This is a genomic window from Pseudomonas sp. UBT, assembly GCF_050915955.1.
In the GTDB taxonomy this organism is placed as follows: Bacteria; Pseudomonadota; Gammaproteobacteria; order Pseudomonadales; family Pseudomonadaceae; genus Aquipseudomonas; species Aquipseudomonas antarctica_A.
The window spans coordinates 1,949,627-1,962,460 of record NZ_CP168079.1 but is presented as its reverse complement, the minus strand read 5'-3'; the positions used below and the strand labels follow the sequence as shown (position 1 = coordinate 1,962,460).

Sequence of the window (12,834 nt, the reverse complement as noted above, 5' to 3'; positions counted from 1 at the left end):
ATAGCGGCAAGTCTCAAGCTACAAGCTGCAAGAAAAAGCCAATCTGCTTTTACTTGCCGCTTGTAGCTAAAGGCTCGCAGCTGTTTCATTCATAGGCCTGCGTGGGCGGCGATGGCGGCGGCGATGGCCAGGGCCAGCTCTTCGGGTTTGCGCTTGATCGAGTAGTTGGTCAGCTCAGGATGGCTTTCCACAAAGCTGGTGTTGAACTGGCCGCTGCGGAATTCCGGGTTGCGCAGGATTTCCTGGTAGTAGGCGGCCGTGGTCTTCACGCCTTGCAGGCGCATGTCGTCCAGGGCACGCAGGCCGCGGTCCATGGCTTCTTCCCAGGTCAACGCCCATACCACCAGTTTCAGGCACATGGAGTCGTAGAACGGCGGAATGGTGTAGCCGGTATAAATCGCCGTGTCGGTGCGCACGCCGGGGCCGCCGGGCGCGTAGTAACGGGTGATCTTGCCGAAGCTTGGGAGGAAGTTGTTCTTCGGGTCTTCGGCGTTGATGCGGAACTGCAACGCGAAGCCACGGTGCTGAATGTCTTCCTGCTTCACCGACAACGGCAGGCCCGACGCGATGCGGATCTGCTCACGCACGATGTCGATGCCGGTGATTTCTTCGGTGATGGTGTGTTCCACCTGCACCCGGGTGTTCATCTCCATGAAGTACACCTCGCCCTCGGCGAGCAGGAACTCCACGGTGCCGGCGTTCTCGTAGCCCACGGCCTTCGCGGCGCGCACCGACAGGTCGCCGATGTAGGCGCGCTGTTCAGGGGTCAGCTGCGGGCTGGGGGCGATTTCGATGAGCTTCTGGTTACGGCGCTGGATCGAGCAATCACGCTCGAACAGGTGCACCACGTTGCCAAAGCTGTCACCGAGGATCTGCGCCTCAATATGCTTGGGATTGACGATGCATTTTTCCAGGAACACTTCCGCCGAGCCGAACGCCTTGGTGGCTTCGGATATAACGCGGGGGAACGCTTGTTCAAGTTCTTCGCGGCTGTTGCAACGACGGATACCGCGACCGCCACCACCGGAGGTGGCCTTGAGCATTACCGGGTAACCAATGCGGTCGCCTTCGGTCAGGGCTTCGGCGATGTCCGCAACGTTGCCTTCGGTGCCCGGCGTGACCGGCACACCGGCCTTGATCATGCTGCGGCGCGCTTCGGTCTTGTCGCCCATGCGGCGAATGACTTCTGCCGACGGGCCAATGAATTTGATGCCGCGTTCGGCGCAGATGTCCGCCAGCTCGGCGTTTTCCGACAGGAAACCATAGCCGGGGTGCAACGCATCACAACCGGTTTCCACCGCCAGGTTCACCAGCTTGCGCGGGTTGAGGTAACCGGCCAGGGGCTCGGCACCAATGCTGTGGGCTTCGTCGGCACGTTTGACGTGCAACGCATGGCGGTCGGCGTCGGAATAGACCGCGACCGAGCGAATGCCCATCTCGGCGCAAGCACGCACGATTCGTACGGCAATTTCACCACGGTTGGCGATCAGGATCTTTTTTATCACTTGGAAATTCCCTTGAGCCGATTGCTGCGTTCTTCAACCCTTTGGATCCGGGTCGGCGCGTGACCAAATGTTTCATGACAGTCGCGAGACACACACTATGCGCACCGGAGGATTAACAAAAATCAATAATTATTGGGTCGTGCATAAGTAAAGACTTATAGTTGGCCGAACGGCCCCAGGCGAGAGCACTTAGATAATGCGTAAGTCATTGATGCGTATGACATTACGCCAATTGCAGATTTTTAATGAAGTCTGTGATTTGCGTTCCTACAGCCGCGCAGCCGAAGAAATGTCCCTCACACAACCGGCCGTTAGCCTACAAATTCGCCAGCTGGAAGAACTGATCGGCCAGCCGCTGTTCGATTATGTCGGCAAAAAGCTCTACATGACCGAGGCTGCCGAAGCCTTGCAACGGGCCAGCCGCGATATTTTCGGGCGCCTGGAAAACCTCGATATGCAGCTGTCGGACATGCAGGGCTCGCTGCAGGGGCAGTTGAAACTGGCCGTGGAATCCAGCGCCAAGTACTTTGTGCCGCACCTGTTTGCCGCCTTCAAGCGCCAGCATCCGGAGGTGCAGTTGCACCTGACGGTGGTCAACCGGGCCCAGGTGATTCGCCGGCTTTCAGATAACCGGGATGACCTGGTGATCATGTCCATGGTGCCCCAGGACATGGGCCTGGAATTCCTGCCGTTTCTCAACAATCCGATTGTTGCCGTGGCGCCGCCTGATCATCCGTTGAGCCTGCAAGGACCGCTTCGCCTTCAGGACCTGGAGCCTTACACGCTGCTGATACGTGAACCGGGTTCCGGCACGCGACTGGCCTGCGAGGAGTACTTCAAGGAAAAACGCGTGCACTTCACCCAAACGGTGGAGGTGGCTTCGGCCGAGGCGCAGCGTGAGTGTGTGAGCGCAGGGTTGGGCGTGGCGCTGCTGACGCGCCACGCGGTCAACCTGGAACTGGCCACCGGCGGGCTCAATGAGCTGCCGGTGGAGGAACTGCCGCTGTACCGCAGTTGGTGCCTGGTGCAAGCCAAAGCCAAGCGCCTGTCACCGGTGGCCCATGCGTTCCTGGGCTTTATCCGCAGCGAACGGGTGCAGATCAGCGCGTTGGCTGAACGCTTCGCTGGGCAGCCGCGGGTGCCTGCCAGTGGAGTTCCGGGTAGTCACTGATGCTCTGGAGCAATTGACGCTCCTCGCAACGGTCTTCGATTGCGCGACGGAACGCCATGCGGCGCTGGTCTTCCTGCTGACGACGGGTTTTGACGGTGCTGCTGTCTTCGTATTGCCGGGCCATTTTGAGTCTCCCAATGCGAGTACGGGGAGGTCAGGATGAGCGCGCGGGATGACGGTTTGGCGGCGCGGGGGTTACAGGACGATGAATCTTCGGAAACTGGCGCAAAGCCAATGTGGGCTGGCTTGCGATAGCGGTGCATCAGCCACCCAATATGGCAACTGGCAGACCGTAATCGCAGGCAAGCCAGCTCCCACATGTTTGACCGCGTTCAGCCGCTGATCAGTCGTCGAGGGCTTTGACGGATTTAGGCGAGAGACGAAGGCTGCGCAAGCTGCGCTTCACGCTCTTGAGGTGGTTGACCAGGCTCGGCCCGCGCGCCATGGCCACGCCCATCGCCAGCACGTCGATCACCACCAAGTGGGCGATGCGCGAGGTCAACGGCGTGTAAATTTCGGTGTCTTCGTGCACATCGATCGCCAGGTTGACCGTGGACAGCTCCGCCAACGGCGTCTGGCTCGGGCACAGGGTGATCAGCGTCGCGCCGCTTTCACGCACCAGGTTGGCGGTAATCAGCAAGTCTTTGGAGCGACCGGACTGGGAAATGCAGATGGCCACGTCAGTCGGTTTCAGCGTGACCGCCGACATCGCCTGCATGTGCGGGTCGCTATAGGCCGCTGCGGTGAGCAGCAGGCGGAAGAATTTGTGCTGGGCATCCGCAGCAACGGCACCCGACGCACCGAAGCCATAAAACTCCACGCGCTGCGCCTGGGACATCGCCGTCACGGCCTTCTGCAGCTCCACAGGGTCGAGCTTCTCGCGCACTTCCATGAGGGTGTGCAAGGTGGTGTCGAAGATTTTCAGGCTGTAGTCGGCGACGGAATCGTCTTCGTGAATCGCAAACTGCCCGAAGCTCGCACCGGCAGCCAGGCTCTGGGCCAGTTTGAGTTTCAAGTCCTGGAACCCGGAGCAACCGATGGCGCGGCAGAAGCGCACGATGGTCGGCTCACTGATGCCCACGCTGTGGGCCAGGTCGGCCATGGAACTGTGCATCACAGCCGCAGGATCAAGCAGCACGTGATCGGCAACCTTGAGTTCCGATTTGCGTAACAGGTGGCGCGACTGGGCGATATGTTGCAACAGGTTCAAAGGACAGGACTCTTGTTATTGGCGGGTGCCAGGGATGTAGCAAGCTTGTAGTTATACTACAAGAATTGCCGTTTTGCCCGTCCGATGCATCACTAAATCGCCCTGCTGCCCTCTGATTCAAAGGGCAGAGGCTTTGTAGCCACACGGGCGGCCTTGGCGTCATTAAGAAAAATCTGCATTTTTCCGTAACAAATCTGCCAACCCCTCGGCCTGCATCGGCCGGCTGATCAGGTAGCCCTGCACCTCATCGCATCGCTCCCCTCGCAGGAAATCCAGCTGCTGCTGATCTTCCACTCCTTCGGCCACCACCTTGAGTGCCAGGCCATGGGCCATCGCGATGATCGCCCGGGTGATGGCCGCGTCTTCACGGCCTTGGCCAAGCCCGCGAATAAACGTCTGGTCGATCTTCACGTAGTCCACGGGGATACGCTTGAGGTAACTGAGGGACGAATAGCCCGTGCCGAAGTCATCAATGGCCAGCTTCACGCCCAAATCGCGCAGTTGCTGGAAGGTGGCGATAATGTGTTCAACATTGTCGAGCAGCTGGCTTTCGGTCAGCTCCAGCTCCAGGTAGTGCGGGGCCAGGCCGGTTTCTTCAAGTACCTGGCGCACCAGGCTGACCAACTTGCCCTGGCGCAACTGATGCACTGACAGGTTCACCGACACCCGGATCGGTGCAAGCCCCTGGCGCTGCCACTCGCACGCCTGCCAACACGCCTGGCGCAGCACGAACTCGCCCAGCGGTACGATCAAGCCGGTCTCTTCGGCCAGGCCGATAAAGTCCCCCGGCGGCACCATGCCCCATTGCGGATGCTCCCAACGCACCAGTGCTTCGGCAGCGTTCAATTTGCCCGTGGCCAGGCACAGTTTCGGCTGGTAGAACACCGTGAGCTGGCGCTCGTCGATGGCCTTGCGCAAGTGGTTCTCCAGCTGCAAACGCTCCAGGGTGCTGGCTTGCAGGCTATCGGTGTAGAACTGGAAATTATTGCCGCCCAAGTGCTTGGCGTGCTGCATGGCCATGTTCGATTGGCTGACCAGCGCGGAAATCTCCCGCGCATTATCCGGCAGCAGGCTTACGCCCATTGAGGCGCTGACCACCAGCTCATGCCCTTCTACCGTCACCGGCACGCGCAGTTTGGCCAGGAGCCGCGTGGCCACACGCGCCAGGCTCGACAAGTTGCCGTAGCCGTCGAACAGTACGGCGAATTCATCACCGGACAGCCGCGCAATGGTGTCGGCTTCGGGCAAGGCATTGATCAATCGCCGCGCCATTTTCTGCAACAGCTGATCCGCGACTTCATGGCCGAGGCTGTCATTAAGCAGCTTGAAGCGGTCCAGGTTGATATGCAGCAGTGCCAGGCTGCGCCCGCCCTGACGCACGCGTTGGTGAGCTTCGCGCAGCCGTTCGCGAAACAGCGAGCGGTTGGCCAGGCCCGTCAACTCGTCATAGTGAGTGAGGTAGCGCATGCGCTCTTCGGATTCACGCCGCGCGGAAAGATCGGCGAAGAAGCCGACAATATGACTGACTTTTCCGCGAGCATCGCGCACTACATTCAGTTGCAGCCATTGCGGGTACAGCTCGCCGTTTTTGCGCGTTTCCACCAGCTCGCCCTGCCAGGTGCCATGGCTGAGCAGTGCCTGGCGGATCACCGGAAAATGCCGGCGGGCGTCACGACTGCTGGGCAGTTCCACGACATTGCGGCCAATCATGTCGTCCATTTCAAAACCGGTGACACGGCTGAAGGCCTGGTTGACCGCAATCAGCACGTACTCCGGGTTGAGGATCACAATGCCTTCGCTGGCGGCTTCGAAGACGGTCGACGCGAGGCGCTGCTGCTCTTCCAGGACCTTGCCGGCGCTGATGTCGCGGCGGGTGCCGAGCATGCGCGTGACGCGTCCGCTGGGCGTGCGCTCCACGGCGCGACCACGGTCTTCGATCCATACCCAATGGCCAGCGCCATGGCGCACACGGTATTCGACCTGATAATCCTCGCTGCGGCCCTTGAGGTGCTCCACCAGGGCGCGCTTGAGCAGCGGCAGGTCGTCGGGGTGCAGGCGTGGCTTGAGATGGCTGAGCATTGCAGTAACGTACTCAGGCTCCAGGCCGAACAGTTCCTTGAGTTGGGTATGGTGCACTTCATCGGTTTGCAGGTTCCAGTCCCACAAGCCCAGTTCGCTGGCTTGCAGGGCCATGGCCAGGCGCGCTTCGCTTTTATTCAGGGCGAGGCTGGCGGCGTCCAGTTCCTGGCTGCGTTGCGCCACACGGTCTTGCAGACCGGTTTGCGCCTCGCGCAACTCCTGTTCGACCTGCCGACGCTGGCCAACTTCACGCACCAGTTCCTGATTCAATTGCTCGCTGCGCTGCTGCGCCTGCTGGAGATGCTCGATCAACGCCTGGTTCTGGAAGCGCCGCAACAACCCGCGCTGGATCAGGCGGTTGACCTGCCACGCCACCAGGCTCAAAGAGGCCAGCAGAATCAGGCCGAGTACCCCCCAACCTTGCTGCTGCGGGGCCCCATTCCAGAACAGATAGACAATCGCCGGCACCAGGCACGGCACGGCAAATGACAGGAAGGCGGGCAGGCTCACGGCATAGGCCACGCTGGCCGACAGCGTCGCTGCGCCGATCAGGCCGAACACCCAGGCTTGCTGCATAAAACTGTCGACAGGCACCAGGGCGATGGCGGCAGTCGCCAGTGTCAGGCCGCTGACCGCCGAGCCCAGCATGAACATGCCCCGCCAGATCGGCCGGGCCTGGCGACTGGGCATCGCCGAATCAAAAGCCGCCACCTGGATCACACGCAGGGCCACCAGCGCAAGCAGCCAGACCAGCCAGATGCTGTCCAACACATATTGCTTGGGGTTCCACAGCAACCAGGCACACACCAGGCCGTTGACCAACATCAATAACGTCGGCAGCAATGAACCCTGATACAAGAGGCGCGTGCGTTCGACCGCCATCTCGGTTGCGTAATGTTTACGGATGACCTGCGCGGGCGCCGCCGAGGGGCCGAACAGATCGGGACTGAGGGTCATAGGCAGTATTCTTATAATGGTGAGCCCGAAACGTCGACGGAGCATACACAAGCAAGCGCTTGGGCCAAACTGCTCCACGTCATAAAAACCGCACTGGAATCGGCCGCAAACCTTCGAGCCAGACTGCTTGAGCGAGAGCCCGTGCGGGCTGTGGCCCATGACCAACCAGTCATCACCCCCGGCAGAATGTTTGCCCGGCCACTGTCACGCTGGATGTTTTCCATCGACCACCCGGCATTGGGATTTGCCCCACTCCCGTTAGGCCCATAGAATGCGCCGATGCGCGATGATCTCTCTCTTTTGCTGAACTCCCTCAACGATGCCCAACGCCAGGCCGTAGCAGCCCCCGTTGGCCGTCAGTTGGTCCTGGCCGGTGCTGGCTCCGGTAAAACCCGAGTGCTGGTGCACCGTATCGCCTGGTTGATCCAGGTCGAAAACGCGTCCCCGCATTCGATCCTGTCGGTAACCTTCACCAACAAGGCCGCTGCCGAAATGCGTCACCGCATCGAGCAGTTGATGGGCATCAGCCCCGCTGGCATGTGGGTGGGCACGTTCCACGGCCTGGCACACCGCCTGTTGCGAGCGCACTGGCAGGAAGCGGGCTTGAGCCAGACGTTCCAGATCCTCGACAGCGACGACCAGCAACGCTTGGTCAAGCGCGTGATCCGCGAACTGGGCCTCGACGAACAACGCTGGCCTGCGCGTCAGGCGCAGTGGTTTATCAACGGCCAGAAAGACGAAGGCTTGCGCCCGCAACATATCCAGGCCAGCGGCGATTTGTTCCTCGCCACCATGCGCAGCATCTATGAAGCGTACGAGGCGGCCTGCGTACGCGCCGGCGTGATCGACTTCTCCGAGCTGCTGCTGCGCGCCCTCGACCTGTGGCGCGACAACCCCGGCTTGCTGGCGCATTACCAGAAGCGCTTCCGGCACATTCTGGTGGACGAGTTCCAGGACACCAACGCCGTGCAGTACGCCTGGTTGCGCTTGCTGGCCAAGGGCGGTGACAGCCTGATGGTGGTGGGCGACGACGACCAGTCGATCTACGGCTGGCGCGGCGCGAAAATCGAGAACATCTACCAGTATTCCGACGACTTCCCGGACGCAATCACCATCCGCCTGGAGCAGAACTACCGCTCCACCGCCGGCATCCTCAAGGCTGCCAACGCGCTGATCGCCAATAACACCGGGCGCATGGGCAAAGAGCTGTGGACCGACGGCGGCGAAGGCGAAGCGATCAACCTGTACGCCGCGTTCAACGAACACGATGAAGCGCGCTATGTGGTGGAAACCATCGAAAGCGCGCTGAAAACCGGTTTGGCGCGCAGCGATATCGCCATCCTGTATCGCTCCAACGCCCAATCGCGGGTGTTGGAGGAAGCCTTGCTGCGCGAACGCATCCCGTACCGCATCTATGGCGGCCAGCGCTTCTTCGAGCGGGCGGAAATCAAGAACGCCATGGCCTACCTGCGTTTGCTGGAAGGTCGTGGCAACGATGCGGCGCTGGAGCGGGTGATCAATATCCCGGCGCGTGGCATCGGCGAAAAAACCGTCGAAGCTATTCGCGACCACGCGCGCCACGCCGATGTGTCGATGTGGGAAGCCATGCGCTTGCTAATCGCCAATAAAGGCCTGACCGGCCGCGCCGCCGGTGCTTTGGGTGTGTTTGTCGAACTGATCGAGAACCTGGCGGCCAAGTGCGCAGAAATGCCGCTGCACTTGATGACCCAGACCGTGATCGAGCAGTCCGGGCTGATCGTCTATCACGAAGCGGAAAAAGGCGAGAAAGGCCAGGCCCGGGTAGAAAACCTTGAGGAACTGGTCAGCGCCGCCCGCGCGTTCGAAAACACTGAAGAAGATGAAGAGCTGACCCCGCTCGCCGCGTTTCTGGGTCATGCCTCGCTGGAAGCCGGCGATACCCAGGCCGATGAGCATGAAGACAGCATCCAGCTGATGACCTTGCACAGCGCCAAGGGCCTGGAATTTCCGTATGTGTTCCTGGTGGGCATGGAAGAAGGCCTGTTCCCGCACAAGATGAGCCTGGAAGAGCCCGGCCGCCTTGAGGAAGAACGCCGCCTGGCCTACGTGGGCATCACGCGTGCCATGCAGAACCTGGTGATGACCTATGCCGAGACCCGACGCCTGTACGGCAGCGAAACCTACAACAAGGTGTCGCGCTTCGTACGTGAAGTGCCGAAGGGGCTGATTCAGGAAGTGCGCCTGTCCAACAGCGTCAGCCGCCCGTTCGGCGGCGGCCAGCAGCAGAACTCCAGCAACCTGTTTGCTGGTTCCGAGATTCCGGAAACACCGTTCAGCCTTGGCCAGCAGGTCAAGCATGCGATCTTTGGCGAAGGCGTGATTCTCAACTTCGAAGGCGCTGGCGCCCAGGCACGGGTGCAGGTGAATTTCGCCGAAGGCAGCAAGTGGCTGATGATGGGCTACGCGAAGCTCGAAGCAATCTGATACATCTTCTCTACATGAAGGTTGTTGGCCCGCCCTTGTTTTTAACAAGCGCGGGCCAATATCAGTAATAAGTCCTACAGGCCATTCTGATTCGGGCCTACGCAAAAGCCCGAAACATTATGTCGCTAGCCACTGCCACAACACCTGTGCAACATGGCGCGCGTGCAATCCACAAATGGGAATTCCCTTTATGAAACGTTTTCTTAGCATCGCCATGGCGTTGTGCATCGGCTTGACGATGAGCCTCGACGCCAACGCCAAGCGCTTCGGTGGCGGCAAAAGCATGGGCTCGGCGCCGACTCACCAGACCAGCCAAATGGCTCCATCCGGCGGTGCAGCGGCTACCGCTGGCGCAGCCGGTGCGGCTGGCGCGGCTGCCAAGGCCGGCGGTGCTTCGCGCTGGTTGGGCCCTCTGGCCGGTATCGCAGCCGGTGGCCTGCTCGCGTCCATGTTCATGGGCGGCGGCTTCCAGGGCATGCAGATCTTCGACATCCTGATCATGGCCGTCATCGCCTTCCTGATCTTCCGCTTTATCGCCGCCCGTCGCCGCAAGCAGCAGGAGCACATGGCTCCAGCCGGCGCGCCGATGCAGCGTGAAGTGTTCGAACAAAAACCAGCCGTGGGCTCGATCTTCGGTGGTTCGGCTGCTCCTGCTCCCGCCCGTCCGGTAATCAATGCACCGGCCTGGTTCAACGAAGAGCGTTTCGTCGAAGCGGCCCGCAGCCACTTCCAGTCCCTGCAGCAGCACTGGGACGCCAACGAGATGGACAAGATCTCCGAGTTCGTGACCCCGCAACTGCTGGAGTTCCTCAAGCGCGAACGCGCCGACCTGGGCGACGGCTTCCAGTCGACCTACATCGACGACCTGCGCGTCCAGTTGGAAGGTGTGGATGATCGCGCCGACAAGACCATCGCCACCCTGACCTTCAGCGGCGTGTCGAAGACCTCGCGTTTCGACCAGGGCGAAGTGTTCAGCGAAAGCTGGAACATGGAACGCGCCCAAGGCGACAACCAGCCTTGGCTGGTCGCCGGTATCCGTCAGAACGGCTGATAGCTGCGCGTTTGAGCACTTGGTCATAAAAACCCCGGACATGTTCCGGGGTTTTCTATTTCACGGTTGCACTTATAGCGAGCTACTGTATAAAACGCCCCTATAAACCGCGCCATCTAGCAAGAGGATCCCGGCCGTGGAAGAAATCATCGAACAATTGCGTGAAGCCAACGAACCGGTCCCGGTTCCTCTGGAGCTGCCTGACGAAGACCAACTGGTGGAAATCGAAGAACAACTGTTCATCGACATCCCCTTTGTCTTCCGCGAATTCCTGCTGACCGTCAGCGACGTGGTGTATGGCAGCCTGGAGCCGGTGACCGTCACCGACCCGCAATCCCACACCTACCTGCCGGACGTTGCCGCCAACGCCTGGGATGCCGGTGTTGACCGCAGCATGATCCCGATCTGCCAGGACGGCGACGACTACTACTGCGTCGAAGAAGACGGCACCGTGGTGCTGTGGTCCGGCGAAGAAGAACTCGTCACCGAAGAAACCTGGGAATCGGTATGGCACTGGGCGCGGGACGTCTGGCTGGAAAGCTGAGTCGCACCACCGGGGCTCTAGTGCTCCGGCGTATCCTTGTGGTTATCCAGCGTCTCCAGCAAGGCGACCTGCATCCGCGTATGTACGCGGATGAACCACCGCCAGAGCACAGCCGCGACTGCTGCCGTGACTATGGCAATCAGCACCAGCAACTTGTTGGTCGGCAGAATACTGGCCGACAAGGCTGCCAGTAGCAGGAAGATCACCAGCAGCGAGAGGATGGGGATCAGTTCGGCGATCACCCGCCGCACACGCTGGGTATGCCGCCCGGCCATTTCCGGCTTCACGCTCATCTCCGCCAGCAACATCGACAGCGCCTTGAGTTTGCGATACGCCGCAATCAGGAACGGCAGCGACAACAGCAACGCCGCGCCCCAGATCAATGCCTTCTGCCAACTCGGATCACTGATCCAGCCTTCCAGATACCCACCGATGCGCGCTGCGAAAAAGCTGCCGGTGAAGAATATCGCCACCACCAGCGCCAGGTTGACCCCCACTTGCAGGATAATTTTGCGGATCATCGACGCCAGCATTGCCCCTTCACCCTGAGGCTGGATGCTGCGTAGCCATTCGCCATACATCCCAAATACCCGGCTCATGCGCTTAGGCATCACTGAGGCAATCTTTAACGACAACGGGTCGGCACCGCGGATCAGGTAAGGCGTCAGCAAGGTGGTAATTGCCGAAACCGCCACCGCCACCGGATAGAGGAAGTCACTGGTAACCTGCAAGGTCATGCCCAGCGCGGCGATGATGAATGAAAACTCGCCAATCTGTGACAGCCCCATGCCAACCCGCAGTGAGGTGCGGCCGTCGTTGCCGGCAATAAAAGCCCCCAGGCCGCAGGACAACATCTTGCCCAGCACCACCGCAACGGTAATCACCGCGATCGGCCACGCGTACTGCAGCAGGATTTGCGGGTCGATCATCAAACCGATGGCGACAAAGAAGATCGCGCTGAACATGTCTCGCACTGGCTCGATCAAGCGCTCGATCTTAATCAACTGGCGGGACTCGGCCATGATCGCGCCGATCAGGAACGCGCCCAGCACCATGCTGTATTCCAGCTTGACCACCAGCAGGCAGAAGCCGAAACACAGACCCAATACGGTGATCAGCAGCATCTCGTTGCTTTCGAACTTGGCCACGTAGGCCAGCAGGCGTGGCACCAGCAAAATGCCGATGACCAGCGCGACGATCATGAACAGCGAGAGCTTGCCGACCGTTGAGAACACCTCGCCGGAGCTGACCGTACCACTGACGGCGATACTCGACAGCAAGGCGATAATGCCGATGCCGAGGATGTCCTCAACGATCAACACGCCAAAAATCAGCTGGGCGAAACGCTGGTTTTTCATCTTCAGGTCATTCAGTGCCTTGACGATGATGGTGGTCGAGGAGATCGCCAGGATCGCGCCGAGGAACAGCGAGTCCATGGTGTTCCAGTCGAACCATCGGCCGATCTCGTAGCCGATCCAGATCATCAGGATGATTTCGAGGAACGCCGCTATAAACGCGGTGGCGCCGACCTTGAATAACTTGCGCAGGCTGAACTCAAGGCCCAGACAGAACATCAGGAAGATCACCCCCAGCTCGGCGAGGGTCTTGATGGTGTCTTCGTCATGGATCAGGCCGAATGGCGGGGTGTGAGGGCCGATGATGAACCCGGCGACGATATACCCCAGCACCACCGGCTGCTTGAGCCGGTGAAACAGGACAGTGACAACCCCTGCCACCAGCATGATCACGGCCAAGTCCTGGATAAAGCTGATGGCGTGCATGGCGAGGGGCTCCTTGAGGGTACTGGCGCTTTTCCCACTTCCACTCACGCCTTTGAAAAGTCGCAAAGAGCGG

At 60.4% G+C, this 12,834-nt stretch carries 9 protein-coding genes; 4 read left to right on the top strand and 5 right to left on the bottom strand.

Annotation, left to right across the window (positions count from 1 at the left end; all coding sequences use genetic code 11):
• Window positions 1-89: 89 nt before the first annotated feature.
• Window positions 90-1,505, bottom strand: coding sequence for an acetyl-CoA carboxylase biotin carboxylase subunit (locus tag ACDZ94_RS08910; protein WP_003213442.1), 1,416 nt, complete (start codon window positions 1,503-1,505; stop codon window positions 90-92).
• A 196-nt stretch (window positions 1,506-1,701) separates the two neighbouring features.
• Here ACDZ94_RS08910 and ACDZ94_RS08905 point away from each other — a divergent pair, with 196 nt between their 5' ends.
• Window positions 1,702-2,676: a LysR family transcriptional regulator gene (locus ACDZ94_RS08905; protein ID WP_432751353.1), complete on the top strand. Its 975-nt coding sequence runs from the start codon at window positions 1,702-1,704 to the stop codon at window positions 2,674-2,676.
• Here ACDZ94_RS08905 and ACDZ94_RS08900 read toward each other — a convergent pair.
• From ACDZ94_RS08900 to ACDZ94_RS08890, 3 genes are all read right to left on the bottom strand, one after another.
• Complete coding sequence (locus ACDZ94_RS08900) at window positions 2,606-2,800, bottom strand: PA3496 family putative envelope integrity protein (RefSeq protein WP_082895969.1); 195 nt, start codon at window positions 2,798-2,800, stop codon at window positions 2,606-2,608. The genes ACDZ94_RS08905 and ACDZ94_RS08900 overlap by 71 nt on opposite strands.
• A gap of 219 nt (window positions 2,801-3,019) precedes the next feature.
• Entirely contained in the window at window positions 3,020-3,886 is an 867-nt protein-coding gene (hexR, locus tag ACDZ94_RS08895; RefSeq protein WP_010168370.1) for a transcriptional regulator HexR, read from the bottom strand.
• Window positions 3,887-4,048: 162 nt separating this feature from the next.
• Window positions 4,049-6,922, bottom strand: a complete 2,874-nt coding sequence (locus ACDZ94_RS08890; protein ID WP_064454783.1) for an EAL domain-containing protein — start codon at window positions 6,920-6,922, stop codon at window positions 4,049-4,051.
• Window positions 6,923-7,201: 279 nt separating this feature from the next.
• Here ACDZ94_RS08890 and uvrD point away from each other — a divergent pair, with 279 nt between their 5' ends.
• From uvrD to ACDZ94_RS08875, 3 genes are all read left to right on the top strand, one after another.
• Window positions 7,202-9,385, top strand: a complete 2,184-nt coding sequence (gene uvrD / locus ACDZ94_RS08885; RefSeq protein WP_432751352.1) for a DNA helicase II — start codon at window positions 7,202-7,204, stop codon at window positions 9,383-9,385.
• A gap of 190 nt (window positions 9,386-9,575) precedes the next feature.
• The gene (locus ACDZ94_RS08880; protein ID WP_432751351.1) at window positions 9,576-10,436 is read left to right on the top strand and encodes a Tim44 domain-containing protein; all 861 of its coding nucleotides are present in this window, start codon (window positions 9,576-9,578) and stop codon (window positions 10,434-10,436) included.
• A gap of 136 nt (window positions 10,437-10,572) precedes the next feature.
• Window positions 10,573-10,980 carry an SMI1/KNR4 family protein gene (locus ACDZ94_RS08875; protein WP_017739032.1) on the top strand — a complete coding sequence of 136 codons (408 nt, stop codon included), beginning with the start codon at window positions 10,573-10,575 and terminating at the stop codon, window positions 10,978-10,980.
• A gap of 17 nt (window positions 10,981-10,997) precedes the next feature.
• Here the strand turns inward: ACDZ94_RS08875 and ACDZ94_RS08870 are convergent, their stop codons facing one another.
• Window positions 10,998-12,761 (bottom strand): cation:proton antiporter, encoded by a 1,764-nt coding sequence (locus tag ACDZ94_RS08870; protein ID WP_221295927.1) that lies wholly within the window; start codon window positions 12,759-12,761, stop codon window positions 10,998-11,000.
• Window positions 12,762-12,834 lie beyond the last annotated feature (73 nt).

Excerpts from the sequence above, each read along its gene's own strand:
- uvrD (WP_432751352.1), top strand. The coding sequence starts at position 7,202 with ATGCGCGATGATCTCTCTCTTTTGCTGAACTCCCTCAACGATGCCCAA.
- ACDZ94_RS08870 (WP_221295927.1), bottom strand. The coding sequence starts at position 12,761 with ATGCACGCCATCAGCTTTATCCAGGACTTGGCCGTGATCATGCTGGTG.
- ACDZ94_RS08900 (WP_082895969.1), bottom strand. The coding sequence starts at position 2,800 with ATGGCCCGGCAATACGAAGACAGCAGCACCGTCAAAACCCGTCGTCAG.
- ACDZ94_RS08905 (WP_432751353.1), top strand. The coding sequence starts at position 1,702 with ATGCGTAAGTCATTGATGCGTATGACATTACGCCAATTGCAGATTTTT.
- ACDZ94_RS08880 (WP_432751351.1), top strand. The coding sequence starts at position 9,576 with ATGAAACGTTTTCTTAGCATCGCCATGGCGTTGTGCATCGGCTTGACG.
- ACDZ94_RS08890 (WP_064454783.1), bottom strand. The coding sequence starts at position 6,922 with ATGACCCTCAGTCCCGATCTGTTCGGCCCCTCGGCGGCGCCCGCGCAG.